This is a genomic window from Ottowia thiooxydans (assembly GCF_040548795.1).
Classification (GTDB): domain Bacteria; phylum Pseudomonadota; class Gammaproteobacteria; order Burkholderiales; family Burkholderiaceae_C; genus Ottowia; species Ottowia thiooxydans_A.
Map to the genome: position 1 here is coordinate 594,401 of NZ_JBEPSH010000003.1, position 22,265 is coordinate 616,665.

17 protein-coding genes are annotated in these 22,265 nt (G+C 55.9%); 8 read left to right on the forward strand and 9 right to left on the reverse strand.

The window, feature by feature from the left end; translation table 11 throughout:
• Positions 1-144: 144 nt before the first annotated feature.
• A complete protein-coding gene (locus ABIE13_RS09600; protein ID WP_354442908.1) occupies positions 145-750 on the reverse strand; it encodes a sulfite oxidase heme-binding subunit YedZ in 606 nt (201 codons plus the stop codon).
• A gap of 9 nt (positions 751-759) precedes the next feature.
• Positions 760-1,743 carry a protein-methionine-sulfoxide reductase catalytic subunit MsrP gene (gene msrP, locus ABIE13_RS09605; RefSeq protein ID WP_354442909.1) on the reverse strand — a complete coding sequence of 328 codons (984 nt, stop codon included), beginning with the start codon at positions 1,741-1,743 and terminating at the stop codon, positions 760-762.
• A gap of 581 nt (positions 1,744-2,324) precedes the next feature.
• Here msrP and ABIE13_RS09610 point away from each other — a divergent pair.
• The 5 genes from ABIE13_RS09610 (at position 2,325) to ABIE13_RS09630 (ending at position 6,723) form a co-directional block, all read left to right on the forward strand.
• Positions 2,325-2,501: a hypothetical protein gene (locus tag ABIE13_RS09610; protein WP_354442910.1), complete on the forward strand. Its 177-nt coding sequence runs from the start codon at positions 2,325-2,327 to the stop codon at positions 2,499-2,501.
• A 103-nt stretch (positions 2,502-2,604) separates the two neighbouring features.
• Positions 2,605-3,861: a cystathionine beta-lyase gene (metC, locus tag ABIE13_RS09615; RefSeq protein WP_354442911.1), complete on the forward strand. Its 1,257-nt coding sequence runs from the start codon at positions 2,605-2,607 to the stop codon at positions 3,859-3,861.
• A gap of 275 nt (positions 3,862-4,136) precedes the next feature.
• Complete coding sequence (locus tag ABIE13_RS09620; protein WP_354442912.1) at positions 4,137-5,111, forward strand: Bug family tripartite tricarboxylate transporter substrate binding protein; 975 nt, start codon at positions 4,137-4,139, stop codon at positions 5,109-5,111.
• Positions 5,108-6,127: a uroporphyrinogen decarboxylase family protein gene (locus tag ABIE13_RS09625; protein WP_354442913.1), complete on the forward strand. Its 1,020-nt coding sequence runs from the start codon at positions 5,108-5,110 to the stop codon at positions 6,125-6,127. The genes ABIE13_RS09620 and ABIE13_RS09625 overlap by 4 nt, the downstream gene beginning before the upstream one ends.
• Before the next feature lie 137 nt (positions 6,128-6,264).
• Positions 6,265-6,723: an Lrp/AsnC family transcriptional regulator gene (locus ABIE13_RS09630; RefSeq protein WP_354442939.1), complete on the forward strand. Its 459-nt coding sequence runs from the start codon at positions 6,265-6,267 to the stop codon at positions 6,721-6,723.
• A gap of 54 nt (positions 6,724-6,777) precedes the next feature.
• Here ABIE13_RS09630 and ABIE13_RS09635 read toward each other — a convergent pair whose 3' ends face one another.
• Positions 6,778-7,527 carry an SDR family oxidoreductase gene (locus ABIE13_RS09635; protein ID WP_354442914.1) on the reverse strand — a complete coding sequence of 250 codons (750 nt, stop codon included), beginning with the start codon at positions 7,525-7,527 and terminating at the stop codon, positions 6,778-6,780.
• 182 nt (positions 7,528-7,709) lie between these two features.
• On the opposite strand from ABIE13_RS09635, the gene ABIE13_RS09640 reads away from it, so the two are divergent.
• Positions 7,710-8,633: a LysR family transcriptional regulator gene (locus ABIE13_RS09640; RefSeq protein ID WP_354442915.1), complete on the forward strand. Its 924-nt coding sequence runs from the start codon at positions 7,710-7,712 to the stop codon at positions 8,631-8,633.
• A 36-nt stretch (positions 8,634-8,669) separates the two neighbouring features.
• Here the strand turns inward: ABIE13_RS09640 and ABIE13_RS09645 are convergent, their stop codons facing one another.
• From ABIE13_RS09645 to ABIE13_RS09655, 3 genes are read right to left on the reverse strand one after another with little or no spacing between them, the layout of a single operon-like run.
• Positions 8,670-9,500, reverse strand: coding sequence for an isocitrate lyase/PEP mutase family protein (locus ABIE13_RS09645; RefSeq protein ID WP_354442916.1), 831 nt, complete (start codon positions 9,498-9,500; stop codon positions 8,670-8,672).
• Positions 9,501-9,542: 42 nt separating this feature from the next.
• Positions 9,543-10,952: an MFS transporter gene (locus ABIE13_RS09650; RefSeq protein WP_354442917.1), complete on the reverse strand. Its 1,410-nt coding sequence runs from the start codon at positions 10,950-10,952 to the stop codon at positions 9,543-9,545.
• A gap of 4 nt (positions 10,953-10,956) precedes the next feature.
• Positions 10,957-11,397, reverse strand: a complete 441-nt coding sequence (locus tag ABIE13_RS09655) for a GNAT family N-acetyltransferase (RefSeq protein WP_354442940.1) — start codon at positions 11,395-11,397, stop codon at positions 10,957-10,959.
• A 139-nt stretch (positions 11,398-11,536) separates the two neighbouring features.
• Here ABIE13_RS09655 and ABIE13_RS09660 point away from each other — a divergent pair, with 139 nt between their 5' ends.
• Entirely contained in the window at positions 11,537-12,994 is a 1,458-nt protein-coding gene (locus ABIE13_RS09660; RefSeq protein ID WP_436278390.1) for a PLP-dependent aminotransferase family protein, read from the forward strand.
• Positions 12,995-13,178: 184 nt separating this feature from the next.
• On the opposite strand, the gene ABIE13_RS09665 is transcribed toward ABIE13_RS09660, so the two are convergent.
• The 3 genes from ABIE13_RS09665 to aceA all read right to left on the reverse strand — a co-directional run bounded on the left by ABIE13_RS09665 (position 13,179) and on the right by aceA (position 20,315).
• Positions 13,179-15,485 carry an IPTL-CTERM sorting domain-containing protein gene (locus ABIE13_RS09665; protein ID WP_354442919.1) on the reverse strand — a complete coding sequence of 769 codons (2,307 nt, stop codon included), beginning with the start codon at positions 15,483-15,485 and terminating at the stop codon, positions 13,179-13,181.
• A 1,141-nt stretch (positions 15,486-16,626) separates the two neighbouring features.
• On the reverse strand, positions 16,627-18,777 hold the full coding sequence (locus ABIE13_RS09670) for a DUF6351 family protein (protein WP_354442920.1): 2,151 nt from the start codon (positions 18,775-18,777) through the stop codon (positions 16,627-16,629).
• Positions 18,778-18,983: 206 nt separating this feature from the next.
• Positions 18,984-20,315 (reverse strand): isocitrate lyase, encoded by a 1,332-nt coding sequence (gene aceA, locus ABIE13_RS09675; protein WP_354442921.1) that lies wholly within the window; start codon positions 20,313-20,315, stop codon positions 18,984-18,986.
• 395 nt (positions 20,316-20,710) lie between these two features.
• Here aceA and ABIE13_RS09680 point away from each other — a divergent pair, with 395 nt between their 5' ends.
• Positions 20,711-21,625 (forward strand): DMT family transporter, encoded by a 915-nt coding sequence (locus tag ABIE13_RS09680; RefSeq protein ID WP_354442922.1) that lies wholly within the window; start codon positions 20,711-20,713, stop codon positions 21,623-21,625.
• The last annotated feature ends 640 nt before the right edge of the window (positions 21,626-22,265 follow it).

A 22,265-nucleotide genomic window follows, 5' to 3' on the forward strand; every position in this document is an offset into this window, starting at 1 on the left:
AGGCTAAGGCCCTCTGCAAGGAAATCCCTTGCAGAGGGCCTTTTACTTGGCGCTGATGAACCCGGAAGGCAAAGCAGGTGTAGGCCGATCCAGCCTGACCTCGGCATCCCAACATTGCCAACCGATCTGGGCGACCAAGCGAACTCACTTTTTCTTCGACTTTCGGCGTTGATACAACCAACGGGCAAGCAGCAAACCTGAGAGTATGGCCGCATACCACCCCACCTCTGCAAAGTTATTCTTCCCGGCTCTTATCCAAAAAAAGTGCAGCACCGCCAACGCAGCCACGCCATAAATCGAGCGGTGCAATAGCTGCCAGCGCTTGCCCCCCATGCGACGGATAAGCCGGGGGATGGAAGTGATAGCCAACGCCAGCAAGATCAACCAGGCCAACGTGCCCACCAAAATGAAGGGGCGCTTGGGCAAATCTTGCACAATGGCTTGCCAATCAAGTCCCATGTCGAAAACGACGTACGCCAGCCAATGCAGAGTGGCGTAAAAGAAGGTGTACAGCCCCAACATGCGCCGGTAAGATGCCAGCGCATTCCAGCGCAGCCATTGGCGCAGCGGCGTTACAGCCAGCACCAAACACAGAAAACGAATGGTCCAATCCCCCAAAGACCGCAACAGCGATTCGGCAGGATTGGCCCCTAAGCCATCGGTCAGCGCGAGGTAGGTAAGCCATAGAGCCGGGACGAGGCACAGACCGTGTAGTGCCACACGAATGACCGCCTTTCGCAGGACACTCATTCCAGCCACTCAGTAGTTCTTGCGCAAGTCCATCCCTGCGTACAGTTGACCTACCTGGGCCTCATAGCCATTGAACAGTTGGGTCTTGCGCCTTTTGGCAAATAACCCGCCTTCGCCAATGCGGCGCTCGGTCGCCTGGCTCCAGCGTGGATGTGACACATCTGGGTTCACGTTGGAATAAAACCCATACTCGTTGCGTGCAGCCTTGTTCCAGGCCGTACTCGGTTCGCGTTCAACCAGGCGGATGGCCACAATGCTTTTGGCACTCTTGAATCCGTATTTCCAAGGCACAACAAGGCGCACAGGCGCACCGTTCTGCGACGGGAGTTCACGGCCATACATTCCGAAGCCCAGTAGCGTGAGCGGGTGCATGGCCTCGTCCAGCCGCAACCCTTCGGTGTAGGGCCAGTCCAGCACGCCGGCACGCAATCCGGGCATGGTCTTGGGGTCGGCCAAGGTCACAAACTCCACATACTTGGCACTTCCCATAGGCTCAACAAGGGAAAGCAGCTTCGAGAGTGAATAACCGATCCACGGGATCACCATGGACCATCCTTCCACGCATCGCAGACGGTAGATACGCTCTTCCTGAGCGCTCAGCTTGAGCAGTTGCTCGATACCCAGGGTCTGTGGCTTGTTGACCAGACCCTCCACTCGCACCGTCCAGGGTCTGGTTTGCAGGGTATGTGCATTGCGCGCGGGATCGCTTTTCTCCAGGCCGAACTCGTAGTAGTTGTTGTAGCTCGACGCATCCTGGAAAGAGGTGAGCGTATCGCTGGCCATGGCACCAGAGACCGTCGACTTGGTGGCAGGAATGGCACGCAGGGCCGTTTGAGGCTTGTCTTGAGCCACGGCGCGCCCACCCAGAACGCCGCCGAGGCTGCCCACCGTGGCCCATTGCAGCATCTCACGTCGGCGTAAATAGACCGACTTCGATGTAATCTCGCTGCCGTGAGGATGGATAAATCCTGAGTCTCGGGTGTGGATCAACATAGTAAGTCCCTTAAGTTACCGAATGACAAAACAGAACGCCGCGCAGCACCATAAGAAATCTGCCGACTTTTGGTTCAACAAGTCTGCTAATTATTTTGATCAATAGTGATCTAGAAATCCTCACCAAATCTTAAATAATTCGTGATAACTGGCTTCCGGACCCATAGGAGGATCTGCTGACCACCGCGGTCGCACCACGGTTGCACCACGCAGTTCATTCTTGCGGCCATCTGAACTTCCAAACCTTCAGTCACCGTCCCCTTCATGACCGCTCCAGCTACGGCTGCAGCGGTCATTTTCATTCTGGGCGCTGGAACATCCACTTGGCTTGGGAAAAAGACCGGGGCTTCAGATCAAAAAAACTTGGGTGAAACACGATTTCATATTTTGCCCATTCACGAGAAAAGTCATCTAAGAAACCGGCGATTTCCATCCAATTACGCAGGAAAAAACTCCCTCGGTCTGACGACAATTTTCTGAGCAAACACGAGTTCATTGATCCTTGATTCGCGGGGATTTACACGGCATTCAAGACCGGAATGCGGTACTTGCATGAGCTCGTCCTCACTCAAGGAGCTAGCGTGAAGTCAGAAGTCATTTCCATCACTCTTTGCAGTGGTGTCTTCGGCCACCAAGAAGCTGCATGCCGAGCGCATCGCCTGACCAACCGCGACTTCGTAGCCGAGAACGACTTGCTCGAACCGCTGAAGCTGGCGGGAGAAACCGTGACGGGCCTGCTTTCACGCGTCAATCAATAAACCCGTCACACCTGGCGCGTTTCGAAACAACGCGCTCCCCTTACTCCAGTTTGTGAAACACGTCTTCAAAACAAGGCGTCCCCCCAACTCAATAGGCGTACCTGTGCAATCCAATTTCAACATCGACACCCGTTTGCTGCACAGCGGCAGAAACCCTGCTGACCACGGAGGTCTGGTCAACACCCCGATCTGCAGGGGCTCCACCATCGTGGCGCCTACGCTTCAGGAATGGGAAGCGCGCAAGACGCCCGGCAATCCCTACGCTTCCTACGGGCGTTTTGGCACGGCGACCACAGCCTCGCTGCAGGACATGATGGCCGAGTTGGAAGGAGGACACCGATCCCTGGTGTTTCCTTCCGGCCTGGCGGCATGCACTCATTCGATCCTGGCATTCGTACGCGCAGGCGATCACGTTCTCTTGACCGACAGCGTCTACGGTCCGACCCGGGCTTTTGCCGAAGACGTGCTGACCCGTCTTGGAGTGGAAGTGGAGTTCTATGATCCCGCGATAGGCGCCGGTATTGCGGATCAGATGAGGAACAACACGCGCCTGGTCTTTGTGGAGTCTCCGGGCTCTGCCACGTTCGATGTTCAAGACATTCCCGCCATTGCCGAGCAAGCTCACAAGCGCGATACGTTCGTCGTCATGGATAACACCTGGGCCGGTCCGCTGTTTTTCAAAGCCTTTGAGCATGGCGTGGACGTATCCATACAGGCTGCAACGAAATACCTGGTTGGTCACTCCGACGCCTTGATGGGTGTCGCCACAGCCAACGAGCGCGCCTGGCCGTTACTGCGGGCAGGCGCTCAGGACTTTGGACAAACCACGAGCCCTGACGACATATTTCTTGTGCTCCGCGGGTTGAGAACCCTCTCCTTGAGGATGCAACGGCATTGGGAAAGCGGTATGCGTCTGGCCAAGTTTCTTCAGGAACACCCCATGGTTGAGCGCGTGCTCCACCCCGGCCTGCCAGACGACCCAGGGCATAGCCTATGGAAACGCGATTTTCTTGGTGCGAGCGGACTCTTCGCATTTCTCTTTAAACCCATCACGCGCGCGCAGACCGAGGCATTTTTCAACTCGTTCAGCTTGTTTGGCATAGGCCTGTCCTGGGGCGGATACGAGAGCCTGGTCCTTCCTATGGACGCTCCCAAGAGAGCCGTTGTTCCATGGGATAGCAAGGGCACGCTGGTTCGTGTGCATGTGGGCTTGGAGGCCTATTGCGATCTGGAGTCTGACATGGCCCACGCGCTCGAAGCCACAGCCCTGGCTGCAGTTCCAAACATGAAGCCGAGCGTCGAAGTAACCACTTCCTGTGCCCCTTTTCATTCCGCACATCTGCTGGAAAAAGTGGTCTGAGCACGAAATGCAAAACCTGCTCTACCGCAAAGGCGCAGCATTGATTGGCTTTCCACGCGGGCCCTTGCGTCCATGGTCCATGGTTCATGGTCGATGGGGAGCAATCGTGGTTAGAATGAAATTTCAAATTTTCATTTTCATATAGCAAATTGTTCTAGATTTATCAGAATAGCGATCATCATCGCAATGATTTCTCCGGGGGGCGTTGGTAGACTCCACTACAGATTCATCACGCTAACCGCGCGTTTAACTGATACCCCCTATTGGAGCTTTCCATGAAGTCTCGTGCCTTTTTGCTCTCACTGTTGTCTGTGGCAGCCCTTGCCAGCCTGCCTGTGCAAGCTCAGTCTTCCTACCCTAATCGCCCAGTGAAACTGGTGATTCCCTTCCCTCCAGGCGGCTCTACAGACATCATCGGCCGCGCGCTTGCCCAGCAGCTGACTGATCTATGGGGCAAGCAGGTGGTGGTCGACAACCGCCCTGGTGCGGGCGGCAGCATTGGTGCCGACTTTGTAGCCAAGTCGCCGGCAGACGGCTATACGCTGCTGCTGGGCCACACCGGAACCATGTCGGTGAATCCTCTGCTTTACCCCAAGCTGCCCTACGACCCTGTCAAAAGCTTCGAGCCCATCTCCCTTGTGACTCTGCTGCCCTTGGTGTTCGTGGCCAATGCCTCGCTGGAGCCCAAGACGGTGGGCGAAATCATCAGCTACACCCAGGCCAACCCAGGCAAGCTGAACTATGGCTCGGCCGGCAACGGCAGTGCCAACCATCTGGCGATGGAATACTTCAAGCTGCTCACCAAGACCAACATCGTTCATGTTCCCTACAAAGGCACGGCCCCTGCAGTCACCGATTTGCTCAGCAATCAGGTGTCCATGGTGATGGTGGGCGCTGCGACTGTGCTACCCCACATACAGAGCGGTCGCTTGAAGGTATTGGCCGTTGCCAGCCCCAAACGTCTGGAAGTTTTACCTGACGCTCCCACCATGGCAGAAGCCGGTGTGCGCAACTTTGACCCCTCTCCCTGGTTCGGCATCCTCGCACCTGCAGGCACGCCTGCTGAGCTGGTCACCAAGATCAATGCCGACATCGTGAAGGTCATGGGTACCGAGCGCAGTCGCAAGGCACTGGCCTCCGAAGGCGCCATCATCTCTACCAACACACCACAGCAGTTCAGCGATCTGATCAAGGCAGACCTGGTGCGCTGGTCCAAAGTGGTCAAAGACAGCGGGATGAAAATCGAATGACGCGCGCAGCCAACTCCGTGCAGTTGAAAGATGCGCGGCGTACCCGTTTAGAAGCTGCTGTCCAAGGTGGCTCACCCGACCGCGTTCCGGTGAGCGCCTGGGGCCATTTCTATCCTCAGGAAACCTCAGCGCGCTCGCTGGCCGACACCATGGTGGACTTCTTTGAGCGCCATGACTGGGACTACCTCAAGGTGCACGCACGCGCCAGCTACCACGTGGAAGGCTGGGGCTTCCGTTACGAAGCCTCAACCGACCCAGCAGAGCTGCACAAGTGCACCGCCATGCCTATCAAGTCCAGTGCTGATTGGGGCAAGCTCAGGCCCTTGCCGCTGGACACGCCCGCCCTGCATGAGCAGATAGAAGCCATTCGCTACATGCGTCAGCGCGTAGGCCATGAGGTTCCGCTGATCATGACGGTTTTCTCGCCCCTGGATGTGGCGGACAAGTTGGTGGACCGCGACGGTGCGCTGCTGCGTGCGCATATTGAAGAGAACCCCCAAGCGGTGGAAAGCGCCATGGCCGCCTTCGGAGACACGTTTGCCCGCTTTGTCACGCAGTTGGTGGGCGAAGGTGTTGACGGCATTTTCTTTTCCACCAAATGGGCCAACGACGGGCGCCTGACGGCAGAACAGTATGCGCGCTTCGTTCGGCCCTTCGACTTGCAGGTGCTTGAAGCGGCGAAGCCATTGTGGTGCAACATGCTTCACCTTTGCGAAGATTCCATTCGTCTCGAGGCGATGGCCGACTACCCTGTGCAGGTTTTTCACTGGGACCGTAGCGCGGGGCATAACCCCACGTTGGCTGCGGGCCACAGAGAACTGGGCAAGGCCGTCGGTGGAGGCGTGGATGCAAAAACCCTTCGCGTGGGAACTCCGGAGCAGGTCAAAGCCATGGCGCGTTCAGCGATTGAAGAAATGGACGGCAAGTCCTTTCTGCTGGGGCCCGGGTGCTCGGTTCAGGTAGCCAGCACCTCGACTGCGAATCTAAATGCCTTGCGCGCTGCGGTGGAAGTTTAAGCAAGGACTGATACGAAAAGCCGATTCGTCACGGAAGGACAAGCCCTTCCGCCGCTTGAAGAAGCGCAAAAGCCAAGAGGCAGGAAAAGCGACCTATTCAGAAAAACCCAAGGGCAACTGGAGACATGACACACACGTTGGACAACACCGATAGAGCCATACTGGAGCTTCTGCAAAAAGATTGCACGCTCTCGGTCAGCGAGATCGGTGAGCGTGTGAACCTGTCTTCCACGCCATGCTGGCGACGAATTCAGAGACTGGAGCAAGAAGGCTTCGTCCAGCGTCGCGTGGCTCTGCTAGACCCGGAGAAGCTCAATGTCGGTGTGACTGTGTTTGTGGCGATCAAGACCAATCAGCACAACGAAAAGTGGTTCAAGAAGTTTGCAGACGTGGTCTCCACCATTCCCCAGATTGTGGAGTTCTACCGCATGAGCGGTGAAAACGACTACCTGCTGCGAGTGGTGGTGCCTGACATCAAGGCCTACGACGCCGTCTACCGCCGCTTGATCCGGGATGTTGAGCTCTTTGATGTGAGTTCGAGCTTCGCGATGGAGCAGCTTAAATACACCACAGCGCTTCCTCTCGACTACGCCTGAAGGAATACACACCCATCAGGACTGCGCAGAGATCCCTGTTGCAGCGATAGGCGTTCAAGCAAACCCGCCATTGGCCCGCACCACCTGGCTGTTCACCCATCCGCCATCCGCACCGACCAGGAACGAAACCACCCCAGCTATGTCCTGCGGCTGGCCAAGGCGCTCCAGCGGCGGGAGCTTGCTGAGTTGAGCGATCTGCTCGTCTGACTTGCCTCTAAGAAAAAGCTCAGTGGCCACAGGCCCTGGAGCGACCGCGTTGACTGTGATGTTTCTGCCGCGCAGTTCGTTGGCCATCACATGCACCAAGCCTTCTACACCCGCCTTGGCCGCAATGTAGGGCCCATACTGGGGAAAAGACTTGGCGATCACGCTGGTTGAGAGCGCGACGATGCGGCCTCCGTCCTGCAGATATTTGGCTGCATTAGCCAGCACGATGAACGCGCCACGCAGATTGGTATGAATGACACGGTCAAATAGGTCGGTGCTTTCAGGAGCGATAGGAGCCAGCGGCATGACGCCAGCGCTATGGACAACAGCATGGATACCTCCAAATGCTTCGACGGTCTTGGTCATCAGACGCTCAACGTCTTCAGTATTGGCCACGTCCGCCTGCACGGCCATAGCTTCACCACCGGCTACCTGTATGGCGGCCACCACCTCGGCAGCGCTTGCCGCATTGTCTGAATAGTTGACCGCGATCTTGAAACCGTCTGCGGCCAGGCGCAGCGCGATGGCGCGGCCTATGCCACGTGAGGCTCCCGTAACAAGAGCAGCGGGAGCGAAAGACGTTTGAATGGTGCTCATGATGATTTCCTTTGATTGATAAGGGGGCCACAGGTATTGGCCTGGGTACTTGCTCGTTCAGCAGCCCAATTGCCTGACGAGATCTGGAAAAGATTGGTGAATGTGATCATCGTGGTTTACGACTCATCAATAAATGGCTATAAATTGCATTCATCTTTCAACTATCCACAACAATCGCCCTCATGGACCGCTTTGACGCTCTGCAACTCTTTACCAAGATCGTGGAATTGGGGAGCTTCACGGAAGCAGCGGGCGTACTGAATATTCCGAGAGCCACCGCCACGCACGCCATCAAGGCGTTGGAAAACCGGCTAGGTGCCCGCCTGCTTGACCGAACTACGCGGCAGGTCAAGCCCACTCTGGACGGCCAGGCGTTCTACGAGCGCAGCAAGCGCGTGCTGGCTGAATTGGAAGATGCCGAAACATCTCTCAGTACCCAGGTAGCCAATCCCCATGGCACCTTGAGGCTGGATCTTCATGGCGCCCATGCAAGCGCCATCATCTTGCCGCGAATCGGTGAATTCAAGCAGCGCTACCCTCATATCAACTTCGCCATCAGCAGCGGTGACCGACTGGTGGATCTGGTCAAGGAAGGTATCGATTGCGTGGTACGCGCAGGAGAACCGCGTGACTCCTCACTCGTGGTCAGGCGCCTCGCGCAGATGCCACAGATCATCTGTGCCAGCCCAGAGTACCTGGCTCAATACGGCACACCTACCCTTCCTCAAGACCTAGCCGCCCACCAGGGCATTGGTTTCTTTTCCAAAGGGAGTGACCACCGATACCCCTTTGAGTTGATCATCGGCGATCAGGTCGCCGAGTTCCACACGCAAGGTTGGATGTCCGTGAGCGATGCCGACTGCTACCTCAGCGCCGCGCTCGCAGGGTGCGGACTGATTCAGTTGCCTCGCTTCCGTCTGGAGGAGCATCTGAATGCCGGATCCCTCGTTCAGGTGCTGGCCGATTGGCCATCACCCCAGATGCCCGTCTGCGCGCTTTACCCATTTCACAGGCAACTCTCACCCAGGGTGCGCGTGTTCATTGACTGGGCTGACGAGGTGTACCGCGAGAAATTCCGAGACGATGGTCAAAGAGTCATCGGATGAAGTGAGTATTGATGAGTGGTTTCCACAAGCGACTTCTCATTCGGCCGATGGATGAAAGTGAGCGTTAAGTTCGGCGCCTGATGCCGCGTTTGCAAATTCATCAAAGCGGCCTTCGTCTGCAATGGCACGGGCAGCGCGAAGAAATCCGCCCCAGGCGGCGCGTGCCAATGCCCCACCCACGCTGACGCGTCTGACGCCCATGGCCGCAATGTCCTCTAGCGTAAATTCGCTGGCAGAACCAATCAACAGATTAACCGGTTTGGGATACACAGCGGCCACTACGGCCTCAATGTGCGCCCTGCTTTTGATGCCGGGCGCATAGAGGCAATCAGCGCCAGCCTCTGCGTAGGCCCGCAAGCGTTGAATGGTGTCGTCGATGTCCGGGCGACCCAGAAAGAAGTTTTCGGCGCGCCCGACCAGCAAGGTTTCTCCGCCCGCCTCATCGATGGCAGCACGTGCAGACCTGATACGTGCAACCGCTTCGCCCAGTTCGCGCAACGGGTTATGGGGGTCTCCTGTTGCGTCTTCGATCGAGAGACCGGCTACACCCGTATCAATGGCCATACGCACGCTCTCGGCCACACCTTCCGGGTTTGCCGCAAAGCCGCTCTCAAAATCGGCATTGACCGGCAGATCTGTGGCCGCAACCATCGTGCGCAGATGCTCAAGAACGAGGGCACGGGAAACCGCCCCATCAGCTTGCCCCCGTGACCAGGCCATGCCTGAACTGGTGGTTGCCAAGGCCTTGAAGCCCATGCCTTGCAGCAGCAGTGCACTGCCGGCGTCCCACGGATTGGGCAATACGAAGCAGCCCTTTTCATGAAGTGCCCTGAAGACGGTACGTTTGTCCTGAGCTGTTAGTTTCATTGCATCTCCAGTATCGTTGTAATCGTTGTAACCTCAGTGACCTCACTGGCGTAGAGCAAGCTGAGGGGCCCACCGGCCGAAAAAGAAGCACCCGGCTGCGGCAAGCAACACGCCACTTGCTACAGCGAAGAACATGGCCGATTGCGCGCCAATTCCGGTATGCGGCCCAGTGCCCGATACAGACAATAACAAGCCAAACACCAGAGGCGCAAGCGAATAGCCGGCTTGCGAGATAGCCACGGTGGTGGCTACCACCCGAGGAACATCTTCTGCTGCGAAATCGCTCTGGGCAATCAAGGGCGGCAGATACGAGCCATTTCCAAGACCGGAACCGATCAATGCGGCAGCCAACAAAATCAGGCCGCTATGCCCCGAGTCTGCGAATAAGAAAATCAAAGCCCCCAGAGCTTGAATCGCATAGCCCGAGCCAGCTATTACGCGCCCATCCCACCCTAGCGTCAGCAGGTGGGCTGTCGCTGTCCGCCCCAACATGGCGCACACCGTGAGACCACCCAAGACCAGACCCGCATACTGGGCACCAAAGCTGACTGCGAGCAGCGAAAACAGGTGCGCAAGCAGCCCCATATGCCCAAATAGCCCGACGGCCATTCCAACAGCCAGCGTCTGGAATGCGCGGTCTCGCCACAATTGTGGGCCAGGCAGCGAAGGGCGCGATGCCGTAGCAAGGTTCCGCGCTGCCAAGGACGGGCCGGGGCCGTCAGGTTGTTGACCCAAAGCCTGAGGTGTATGGGTGAACACCAGGAATGCCAGCAAAATCATCACCACGACCATGACGGCACCGACCAGCACAGAAGCGCCCAGAAATCCCTGCCATGCAATCAGTGCGACCCACAACGGGGAAAAGAGCACCCCTCCGAAAGTTCCGCCGTTGAACGCGATGGCCAATGCCCTGGGGCGTGTGCGCCTGTACCAGGGCGAAATTGCTGCGTTGAGCGAGACCGCCCCCAGCGTGACCCAGCCCATACCACTGCCCAATGCTGCAACGAACAGATGCCAGGGCTCGGATGCGGCGGCCCATCCCCATATGCCGACCGAGGTAACAACCGCGCCAACGCTGATGATGGTTGGCAGTCCCCACCGGGCATAGAGCTTGGGCAGGTTGACCACCACGAGCACGCCACTCAGGAAATGCAGTGTCACCACTGCAGATACGGTGCTCAGTGGCCAGCCCGTACGCTCCACCACAGCATGCAGGTAAATCGGAGGCCCATAAAAGCCCACGCCCCACCCGAAAATGGCCATCACGAAAGCAGCACGCACCACCCAAGTGCCGAAGAAGCCCGAAGGCCCGGATCCGCGCATCAGCAGCACAGCACCAGCCGGGGGGCGCCGACAACCATGCCATTGCCGCCAACACCGGGTGCCAAGGGTGCCCTTTGCAGCAACGATGCGTTCAGCCCAAACGTGGCCGTCACAAGCGATATTGAACACTGCTTCATTCCATGAGCTTTCGATACTGGACGAAGCCGCTTTTATCGGCAATGTTGTCGTAGAGCTTCATCGCGTCGGCATTGCTTTCATGTGTGAGCCACCAAACGCGACTACCGCCCTGCGTTCGTGCGGCCGCGTAGACATGCTCAATCAAAGCCCGCCCTATTCCCTTGCCGCGCAGTTCAGGGGCGGCGAACAGATCTTGCAAATAAACGTAGTCATCCGAGGTCCAGCAACTGCGGTGAAAGATGTAATGCACGATACCCACCAGCACGCCATCTTGCTCGGCTACGGCACAGTGCATCGGCTCGGCAGGATCCATGAACCGTGCCCATGTCTGTTTCGTGACCGGTTCAGCGATGCTGGTTTTATAAAAGGCTTGGTAGGCCTCCCAAAGCGGCAGCCACTGCGCGTAGTCTTGAGCCTGTGCCAATCGAGATTGCATGTGCATCGTCCTTAATAACTTCGTCTCCTGGTTTGAACGCTCAGAATCTGCAAATCCAAGCACCTGACGATCAAGCATAAAAAATTTGTGGCATGGTAAAAAGCGCCACAATCTTGGTTTTTCATGGTGCCAGGATGCGATGAAAATGCCTTCGTCTTTACCCGCACTGCTGGAGACCCCGCTGGATCGGGCCAGCGCCGAGCCGTTGCAGCGCCAACTGTGCCTCCGCATCAAGGACGCGATCGTGGGCGGACATTTACCTGCCGGATTACGCCTGCCCGCCACACGAGTGCTTGCGCAAGGTTTGCTCATCTCGCGCAACACCGCCAGCATGGCTTACGACCATCTGTTGGCTGAGGGATATGTGGTGGCAGACCGGCAGGGCACCGTGGTGGCCGAGCTGCGCACACCTGTACTCTCCAAGGCAAGCTCACCGCCGCCGCGGCCTCGCTTGGCTGCACGTCTTGCCAGCTTGCGCCCCAGCCCCATGATCAAGACAGACTGCACCGCCCTGCGCCCTGGTGTGCCCGCGCTCACGCAGTTTCCGCAGGCACACTGGCGCTTGGCCATGGCCCATGCAGCGCGCACGGCCACACCCAACACGCTCAATTACGGCGACCCCTTAGGCGAGCCAGCCTTGCGCTCTGCCATTGCCAGCCATTTGGCGATCACCCGCGGTGTGCATTGCATGGCGGAACAGGTGGTAGTGACCGAAGGAGCGCAGGAAGCGCTGAATTTGTGCGTGCGATTGATCACCAACCCCGGCGACACCGCGTGGATGGAAGACCCGGGTTACCGAGGTGGCAAGTCGGCCTTGCACGCGGGCGATCTGCGCGTGCTGCCCAAACGCCTGGACGCTGAGGGTCTGTACTTCACCGCCAATGACTGGCGCAGCGAGCAACCCCGACTTATCTACACCACGCCATCTCATCAATACCCGCTGGGCACAGTCATGTCTGTAGCACGCAGATTGGCGCTGATGGCCGCAGCGCAGGCTCACGGCGCGTGGATTATTGAGGACGACTACGACAGCGAGTTTCGTCACAGTGGAGAGCCCATCAGGGCGATGCAGGGTTTGATGGCAGATGCGCCGGTGCTGTATGTAGGCACGTTTTCCAAAACCATGTTTCCATCGCTGCGGCTGGGCTTTCTGGTGCTACCCCTGCCCTTGCAGCCGTTGCTGGATCGGCCCTTGCGTGAGTTGCTGCGCGGCGGACACAGCCACGAACAACTGGCCATGGCCCGTTTCATGGAGGCGGGCCACTTTGTGCGCCACCTGGCCCGAATGCGCCGCATCTACCGCGAACGCCAGCAAGCCCTGCGCAGCGCGTTAGGCGAGCATCTGGGTGTGCTGCACAGCATCGAAGGCGGGCGCAGCGGCCTGCACCTGTGCGTTCGTTTTGCTGCGGACTATCCCGATGTGGCCGTGGCCGAAACCGCCCAACGCTACGGCATGGCGCCGCAAGCCTTGTCTACCTTCGCGCTGGAGCCGCAGCTACAGGACAATGGGCTGGTCCTGGGTTACGGCAATACGGCCGTGGAAACGATGGGCCCACTGGTGCGCAGGCTAGGGAAAATTTTGAAAGGTCTGGCTTAAGATCAGTCTTGATCGTGGCAGATCCGCGGATCAATGGAACTTCAGTCTTTTCGGTCAAGCCCATCAGCGCCTTGGAGCTGAAAGAGCCACCTCGATAGAGGTGGCGTCCAGGTCTCGATTGCAGATAAATGAGCGCTGAATTGCAGTTGTCATGCCGTCAAAAAAATCCGCGCTCAGTTTTTTATCAATGCGCGCGAAAACGTCGAGAGCCCCGCACAGCGAATCCCGCAAGCACAAAAGAGAGGATCATCAGTGTCCACTGGCTAAGCGTAGGAACTGGTGCAATAGTTAACAACTTGCTCGATGCTGCATAAGGCTGCGTGTTGTTACTCGGCAAAGGGTCCGACGTAGAACTTCCTGCTGTAATAGTTGCATTTACAAAACCGCTGTCCGGGGCAACATAGCTGACGGCACAAGTCATGGAATTTGTAGTTCCGAGTGGTGTTGCCGTTGGAGAACTGGGGTTACAGATGACAGTGGCGCCGACTGGGAGTCCTGATATTGAGCAGCTAGCTGCCACAGCTTCACTGGGTCCCGCGTTGGTACACGTCACAGTTCCCGTGATGGTTTGCCCTGCGGAGAAAGTTGTCGGCAGAGTATTTTCTGTTACTTGCATATCCGCTGATGGCGTAATGGTGGCGCTATAAGGTTGCGTGTTGTTGCTTGGCACAGTATCTAGCGTAGAGCTAGCTGCCGTAACGGTGGCCGCTATAGAGCCAGTCGTCGGGGCGATATAGCTCACCTCACAAGAAATGACACCAAATACAGGCAGCGGCGATAGGGTTGGGGAGCTTGGAGTGCACACCACCGTCGCGCCGGCAGGCAAGCCTGGAATGGTGCATGTCGCATCTGCGGCGATGCTGGGCCCCGCATTGGAGCAAGAAATAGTACCTGTGACGGTCTGACCTGCGGTGACCGTACCAGGCAAGGTCGTGCCTGTTGCCTGCATGTCCGCTGATGGCGTGATAGTCGCGCTGTAAGGTTGAGTGTTGTTGGTTGGCACTGGGTCAGGCGTAGAACTACCGGCTGTTAGAGTGGCGCTCACGGCACCCGTGCCCGGGGCAACATAGCTGACCTGGCAAGAAATGACGCCAGATTTAGGTAATGGCGATACGGTTGGAGAACTGGGAGTGCAAACAACCGTCGATCCAGCGGGCAAGCCGGGAATGGTGCACGTCGCATCTGCAGCTGCACTGGGTCCCGCGTTCGTACACGTGATAGTTCCAGTAACGGTCTGACCTGCGATGACAGTGCTTGGCAAAGTCGTGCCTGTCGCTTGCATGTCCGCTGATGGCGTAACAACCAATTGATTGGTAGTGTTTGGTTGAGGTGGCGTGAGGAAGCTGGAAGTAATATTAGTTTCATTATTTGTAAACGTATTTGCCGCATTAGCAAGTACCGCCACAGTCACCGTGCACGACGCCATTCCGCTATCGAGGTTTCCTGTCACAGTGATTGAATTACCACCCACTGGAGCGATGATGGAAATGCCCAATGGACAGGTCGTCGTTGCGTTCCCCGCTACTGTCAACCCTGAAGACAAGGTGTCTGTAAACGACCAACCATTCTTTGCCAACAAATCATTGGTATTCGTTATCGTAAACTGAATATTGCTTGTATTTCCCAGCGGAACAGTGGCAGGTGAAAATGATTTATCCAGCTGAGGAGAAGCATCCAGGATGGTTGGATTATCAAATGCAAAATCGTTGCCTGTTCCCGACCCTTGCTGATTACGCACAATGTAGCCCACTGATGATCCAGAAAAACCGATGGCTGCTGGTGACACGCTGGTCTTCACCCTGTTAATAGCCGTTCCGGAGCCTCCTGCTGGATCATTCACGTTAACTATAGTGCTGCCGGCACACACACTAACCGTCGCAGTCGATATTGGCAACTCCACATTTGATTGACTTATCAACGAAAATGCCAGAGTAGCAGGATTTGTCACACAACTAGTAGCAGCCGTATCAATTGAAGTAATCAAAAATCGATTGGCGATTGATAAAGGAATGTTATTTATTGTTCTAAATATAACGCCGCCCACCCCAGGGTTCGCGCCTTCGGTATAGGCAGAAACCGCATAATTACTTTTAGCAGTGGTGGCCGGATCCTGCCCACGCAACATACCCAAGGCCTGGGCAAATTGTTGAGTTCCCCTCCAGGCTACAGTGTTGCCTGCGCAAGCACTGATACTGGCACTTGATGATGGATTCATATCAAATGCAGTCACAATGCCATTGCAATGATTGGACGACATGCGCCAAGCAGGATCTGCCGTGTACATCTGCCCCGCGGGGGACGCCCCCAGGTAGGTGAGCAAATCAATGCCTCCCATACTTGCATTCGGGACGGGAAGATTCTGAAAATCCTCTTTCCAAATCACTGTAGGGGCCTGAGGAACCCCTGGCACGGCCAAAGCAACATTGCCTATGAATGAAACCATTAAAATTCCAAAGAACTTAATGGCAAAATTTTTATAAATTAAAGACATTCCCTACCCATTCAATTCGATTGATATGAATTTACTTAACAATAAAAAAAGAAACTTATCTTTTTATTGTTAATATAAAATTTTCAGCTGAAAGCTATCGCCATTGAGCCTTCGAAGCTAAAGCCCAAGGCTTGCAGCGCCTCTAAATCGCTCCTTGACTACACGTACACATTAATAAATTTTCATTCTGATATAAATATCTTTCTTCATTCATGAAGATATTTATATCGTTGCAAGCCAAGGAAATTCCATTTCAGCTCGGTAGCAGTTCATTGGCATTTTTTAAGCATTTTTTCTACGTCATCCAGTTAACCGTCCCTCGTCAACCAGAGGACCACCCAGTTCACAGCTGAGCATCCAACAAAAAAATGTGCTTTCACGTCCACCCCGCCACGGCAGGGATGCGGCACGCCTACCGCGATAAAAGATGCAATCCTCGAGTAGTTGAAAAATCCAGGAGCGGCGTAAAAAAACCGCATTAACCAGGATCTTCTCCGATGGTGATTTCAGAGTAAATAGCAGGATTGAAGAATTTTTAGTAAAAAACCAAAAATCAAATTAGTTCACACTTTGAGAGATCCGCTATGCGGAAACTGCCACTCAGCAACATGAATCAATCCGCATTGGGCCTCGGCGGAACGAACAACCAGATGCAACCCCATTGGTAGGATGCGCAATGGGTTTTCGGCGTGTAGCACCCGTACCCAGCCCCCATGGACCTTGAGCCCAAAGCACGCTCGATTGGCGATCGAGCCCCCCAAGATCACGCAGGACGTAGTGCGCGATCGCCGTGCATGACCGTCACCAACGATTGGCCGGCAGGATCACGTAGATCTTCTGGTAATGCTGGATGCAACGTCAATCCAGAATGATCAAAGCTTCCAATTTACGGGAGGCTTTGTGAGCAGGCTGAAAGCCACTCCGATGAGTGGCATTCCTGATCTCCGGCAGATCAGGTTAACTGCTCTTCTTGGGTCGAGCCAGTCAGCGACTTGGCGCTGGAAGAACCACCTCGATAGAGGTGGCGTCCCAGGTCTCAATTCCAGCTAAAGCTGAGCGCACCCGCTTCGCGCCACCTCCATCAAGGTAGCGCGCGCAGCCCACCCAACAGAAAATGGCTTAATAAAACTTAGTGCAAGCATCAGAACGAGGCCCAAAAGCGAGTAGGAGCGTTCTGTTCTACACCTGGCTTGGTGTAATCGCAAACCCCTTCCGGAAACACTGCAGATAACCTCACGGCTTGGTCCGCTGAGAAAGCAACACCGTAGGAAGTCACATCAACAGGCTTGCGCTGGCACTTGAGAGCTGTCTCGGCCAACGGAGCTCCTGCTGCCGAGCGCGGATCCAAGTACGGCTTGTAGAGTGAGTTGCAAGTGCCGGTGCTCTCGAAACTCGCAGGCTCTGTGACCTTCGATCCATCAGGACGCCAACACGTGTCCTGAGCAGTAACGGGCTTATGCCGTTTTACCTTTTGGGCGAGTCCATCCGCAGATGCGTCTGCGGCAATAGCATCCAGCCATTTTTCCATCTCGATGAGTTGCATGTTGAGCATCTCGGCGCTCCCTGAAGGGGACCCCGGCGCTGCGATCAACAAGACATGGTTTTCATGATTTCCGAATCGATCATCGAGCTTCGCGCGGATCTGAAAGTCGCGAGTGCGATCATGCAGGTCACCTGCTTTATCGTTGTAAGTGCGTGATGAAATCATGGGGACTGCATCGAGATTGACGCCAACGAGAACGCGGCCCGTGTCATACGCCGTTTTCAAAGCTTGCGTATCGCCCACATGTCGTTGCCGCTGAACTGATCCATTGAGGTCGAAGCCTCCTATCTTTTCATTCAGATTCAAAAACTGATCGACCGATATGTCACCATTCTTCAGTGCAATGAGGCCGTATTGAACGCCCACATTGTCCAATGGCCTCCGAGCAACTTGAGTGGCAGGATCAAGGCCATAAACGTTCAAGAAAACGTCTGCGAGTGCACAACGCACACCTGCCGGATTGCTTACAGCATTGAATGCGAACCCTGAAGGCAGACGTGGATCACAAGAAGATGCGTTCACCATCGAGTTGCCAAGACCCACACCAAGACCATTGCAAGTAGTCCACGTCGCGTAGCCGGAGACTGCACGCTTTTGCTCTTCAGTCCAGCCAGCAGCTTCCCCACTGGTCATATAGGTCCGTAGCAGCTTGCAATCGGAGAACATCGTTGCAGCTTCCATCATCGTGGGGAAGCTGGAGTCAGGCGAAATGCCATCCAGAAGCCCCGGATACCCCTGGGCGATCTCGAATTGCTGCACCGCCCCGCCTGAGCCACCTTTGCCAACCGTCCAGACAGGCTGACCAAATCGCTTGATGAAGTACTCCTTAACGATGGCAAGGGTTTCTGCTCCAACTACCGAGTTGCAATTGACCTGACCCACATTGAGAGACGACGTCGCAACGGCGTAGCCGCGTGCGAGAGCAGTCTTATCTAGCACAGTAGCCAGGCTGTAGGTAACGCCCCCAACCGTAGTCTCAAACGTCCCTTGGGTGTGCCCGCCACCACATCCTCCACCAAAGTTGTATCGCAAGCGGCGATTCCATTCGTTAGTGCTAGTCCAGGGATCGGGAAGCGCGCTTCCTGGCTGATGCAAGAACGCGATTTGGTAGATACCGCGATTGAGCGTGCCACGCTCGAGACGCACAATGAAATTGACGGTTTTTCCTTCTGATGTTCGCGTCGTCGTGACATCGTCAGGCAATGGCGAATCCGGGCTCAGTGTCTTGAATGTTCCGTTTGAAGCCCAGTACCGGTAACTGATTTCCGTCTGCGCCGAGCAGTTCGCATCGAGCGCCTGCCCCATTCCGTTCTCCGACAGGGTGCAGATGTACGGGGTCTCTTTTGCACCCGCAAAAACGGGTCCGGAGCTTGGGTGATTGATAACCTTCAAGCTAGAGGTGGCAGAGGTCTGGCCGGAATTGCTGACTGCCTGTATCTCAAGAGTAGAGGCTCCTTCTGGAAGGCCTTCGACGAGGCCAAGATACCTGCGGTTGGAATCTGTAGGCTTGAAGGAGTCGCTGAAATCTTTTGCGCCTGACGTCACCTTGACCTTGCCGTCCTTGGTGGCACCGTCCAACGTGACTTCGATCAGGACATTCCCGCCTGTTACACGGCTGGGATCTGAAGAAAGCGCCCGAACTTGAGGGGCCGGATCAGGACCATCTGAAGAACCGCAACCGGTGATAAGAGCGATCAAGATAACAAGACCCGGCCAAACTATCTGGCCAGCTTTAAAAGCAAAACGCATGTAGGGAACCCTCTTTTTATACTTCGTGGATCTGCGAGGCGAAGAGCCTTGCAATTAATAAACCGACCGGTCGGGCGGTTTATTAAGTCTGTCTCGGTCATCTGTTTGAGAATATTGGCGATAACCCTGATAACAAAAAAAAAGCCCGAAGGGATCACCTTCGGGCTTTTTTTTCTAGTAGCGCCGATTCGGCGCCACTACAACACTCAATGGAACTGCTCTTCTTCGGTCGAGCCCGTCAGCGCCTTGACGCTGGAAGAGCCGCCTTGGATGACCGTGGTCACGTCGTCAAAGTAGCCTGCGCCCACTTCTTGCTGGTGGCTCACGAAGGTGTAGCCTTGTTCGCGTGCCTTGAACTCAGGCTCTTGCACCATGTTGACGTAGTGCTTCATGCCTTCACCTTCAGCGTATGCCTTGGCGAATTCGAAAGTGCGATACCAGTTGACGTGAATACCGGCCAAGGTAATGAACTGGTATTTGTAGCCCAGCGCAGAGAGATCTTCCTGGAACGAAGCAATTTGCTTGTCGTTGAGGTTTTTCTTCCAGTTGAACGATGGCGAGCAGTTGTAGGAAAGCAGCTTGCCAGGGCTGGAAGCGTGCACGGCTTGTGCAAATTCACGCGCAAAGCCGATGTCTGGCACGCCAGTTTCACACCACACCAGATCGGCGTAAGGGGCGTAAGCCACGCCACGGCTGATGGCTTGTTCCAGACCGTTCTTGACACGGTAGAAGCCTTCTTGCGTGCGCTCGCCAGTCAGGAAAGGCTTATCGTTAGCGTCGTGGTCGCTGGTGATCAGGTTAGCTGCTTCAGCGTCTGTACGAGCCAGGATGATGGTAGGCACGCCCATCACGTCGGCGGCGAAGCGTGCGGAAATCAGTTTTTCACAAGCTTCTTGCGTAGGCACCAACACTTTGCCGCCCATGTGGCCGCATTTTTTCACGGCGGCCAGTTGGTCTTCGAAGTGAACACCGGCTGCTCCAGAAGCAATCATGTTCTTCATCAGCTCGAATGCGTTGAGCACGCCGCCAAACCCGGCTTCCGCGTCAGCGACGATGGGCAGGAAGTAATCGATGAACTCTTTGCTGCCTGGCTCAATGCCGCGACCCCATTGGATCTCATCAGCACGCTTGAACGTGTTGTTGATGCGGCGCACCATGGTTGGCACGGAGTCGTAGGCGTACAGCGACTGGTCTGGGTACATCGTTTCGCTGGTGTTGCCATCAGCGGCGACTTGCCAACCCGACAGGTAAACCGCTTCCAAGCCAGCTTTGGCTTGCTGCATGGCTTGACCAGCAGTGATGGCACCGAAGGCGTTCACATAGCCTTTTTTGGCATCGCCATTGACCAGGCGCCACAGCTTCTCGGCACCGCGGCGAGCCAAAGTGTGCTCGATGGGCAGGCTGCCACGCAGACGCACGACGTCAGCAGCGGAGTAGCCGCGTTTGACGCTTTTCCAACGTGGATTGGAAGCCCAGTCTTTTTCCAGGGCAGCGATCTGCTGCTCACGGCTAAGTTGCTCAGTAACGTTTTGTGGCATGTGAAGCTCCAGTGGGTAAATTGAAAAATCAGGGCGGCTTGGCTTGTGGCAGTCGCCACAGTTTTGATTGCGCCGTGGGACAAATCATAACTCTTGTATAAGACCTTGGAACATTCTTATGTCTTATACAAGAGAAAAATTTATTCCTTTTAAATCAATTACTTATTTTCAATATATCTCAATGTGAAATCATTTATCCCATATTGAGAAAAAATGCGGCAGCGCAGCATTTCATATTTCACTATACAAGAAATGAAAGTCGTATTGCAAAATAAATGCGGCGGGGTCAGGAAGCCGTTCACGAAACGGCTGCCGTTTTCGGGCCCACGGCGATCAGTGAGAGCCTGCACGGAAAGTTGGGCATGATCATGACTATTCCTTAAACACCGCCTCACTTGACCTCCGCTCAAAACCGCGCCTTCTCCTACGCTTGCCTGGCCCTGTCAATGGCATTGGTTGGTAGTTATGTCGCCCTGTCCAAACCGCTTGCGGCGGTATTTCCCGTGCTCCTTCTTGCTTGGCTGCGATTTGGCATAGGCGGCTTGGCCATGCTTGGATGGCTGAAAAAGCCTGCCGATGAGCCGCCCATGACGCGCCAGGTGAAGGGATTGCTGTTTCTTGAATCGTTTCTGGGCAATTTCCTTTTCACGCTGTGCATGATTTCTGGGGTCAAGCTCACGACGGCCGTTTCCGCGGGTGTGATCATGGCCGCCATTCCCGCAGCAGTGGCGCTGCTGTCATGGGCATTCCTGCGTGAACGCGTGGCCCCAAGAGTGTGGGGGGGAGTGGTTTGCGCCGTGCTGGGTATTGGCTTGCTTTCACTTTCCCACTCCACCCCAGTTTCCCACCAGAGTGGCCCGGACAGAGCCTGGCTCGGCAACCTGTTGCTACTGGGAGCGGTGTTTTGCGAAGCCTGCTACGCAGTGATCGGCAAGAAGTTGACTGGCACCTTGGGCCCGCGCCGCATCACTTCGCTGATCAATCTCTGGGGATTCGTTTTGACCACGCCATTTGGAATCTGGCTGGCCTGGAGTTTTGACTTCGGCGCCGTCAGTACGGGTAGCTGGATGCTGTTGCTGTTTTACTCGCTTGCTGCGTGTGTGTGGACGGTGTGGCTTTGGATGACCGGACTGAAGAATGTTCCCGCTTCTCAAGCCGGTGTGTTTACGGTGCTGCTTCCTATTAGCGCTGCAACGGTGGGGGTTGTGGTGTTGGGAGAGCGGCTGGCAGGCATGCAAATATTGGCTTTTTGCATTGCGCTGGCGGGTGTGGTGCTGGCGACGTGGCCCTCCAGATCTGTGCGGGGGTGAACAGAGTCGGCACATAGGGACCACAAGGCCACATCCCGTCTTAGGCGTCTTAGGCGTCTTAGGCGTCTTAGGCGTCTTAGGCGTCTCAGGCGTCTCAGGCGTCTTAGCCGTCTTTCCGGTCTGGCCCGTTCGCCTCTTCCCGTCATTCCCGCGAAGGCGGGAATCCAGGATTACGTGACGCAACTAGCCCTCACGCGAGAGGGTTTATAGCTAAACCACTTGAAACACGCCGATAAAAAGCCACCGGCTATCTGCGCAAGCCCCGCTAGTTACCCTAGATTCCCGCCTTCGCGGGAATGACGGGGATAGGCGGATGGAGGTAAATGACGAGAGTGGGTCACCACGACGAAGAAGACTTGATCCGTTGCGATCATCGGATGCGAGTTTGTCCAACGAAAAAACTCGCACCCACACCCACCACTTCGTGGACTTCGCTGCCCCCTGAGGGGGCCTTTTTTGTCTCAGGGCGGCCCAGCGACAAAACGGACCCCCACGCTCGCCACTTCGTGGACTTCGCTGCCCCCTGAGGGGGCCTTTTTGTCTCGGGGCGGCCCAGCGACAAAACGGACCCCCACGCTCGCCACTTCGTGGACTTCGCTGCCCCCTGAGGGGGCCTTTTTGTCTCGGGGCGGCCCAGCGA

What these genes read in the sequence shown, in the direction of transcription:
- ABIE13_RS09600 (WP_354442908.1), bottom strand. Translation starts at nt 750, where the DNA reads ATGAGTGTCCTGCGAAAGGCGGTCATTCGTGTGGCACTACACGGTCTG.
- ABIE13_RS09660 (WP_436278390.1), top strand. Translation starts at nt 11,537, where the DNA reads ATGAAAATGCCTTCGTCTTTACCCGCACTGCTGGAGACCCCGCTGGAT.
- ABIE13_RS09655 (WP_354442940.1), bottom strand. Translation starts at nt 11,397, where the DNA reads ATGCAATCTCGATTGGCACAGGCTCAAGACTACGCGCAGTGGCTGCCG.
- ABIE13_RS09620 (WP_354442912.1), top strand. Translation starts at nt 4,137, where the DNA reads ATGAAGTCTCGTGCCTTTTTGCTCTCACTGTTGTCTGTGGCAGCCCTT.
- ABIE13_RS09645 (WP_354442916.1), bottom strand. Translation starts at nt 9,500, where the DNA reads ATGAAACTAACAGCTCAGGACAAACGTACCGTCTTCAGGGCACTTCAT.
- ABIE13_RS09665 (WP_354442919.1), bottom strand. Translation starts at nt 15,485, where the DNA reads ATGTCTTTAATTTATAAAAATTTTGCCATTAAGTTCTTTGGAATTTTA.
- ABIE13_RS09635 (WP_354442914.1), bottom strand. Translation starts at nt 7,527, where the DNA reads ATGAGCACCATTCAAACGTCTTTCGCTCCCGCTGCTCTTGTTACGGGA.
- ABIE13_RS09670 (WP_354442920.1), bottom strand. Translation starts at nt 18,777, where the DNA reads ATGCGTTTTGCTTTTAAAGCTGGCCAGATAGTTTGGCCGGGTCTTGTT.
- ABIE13_RS09640 (WP_354442915.1), top strand. Translation starts at nt 7,710, where the DNA reads ATGGACCGCTTTGACGCTCTGCAACTCTTTACCAAGATCGTGGAATTG.
- msrP (WP_354442909.1), bottom strand. Translation starts at nt 1,743, where the DNA reads ATGTTGATCCACACCCGAGACTCAGGATTTATCCATCCTCACGGCAGC.
- ABIE13_RS09625 (WP_354442913.1), top strand. Translation starts at nt 5,108, where the DNA reads ATGACGCGCGCAGCCAACTCCGTGCAGTTGAAAGATGCGCGGCGTACC.
- aceA (WP_354442921.1), bottom strand. Translation starts at nt 20,315, where the DNA reads ATGCCACAAAACGTTACTGAGCAACTTAGCCGTGAGCAGCAGATCGCT.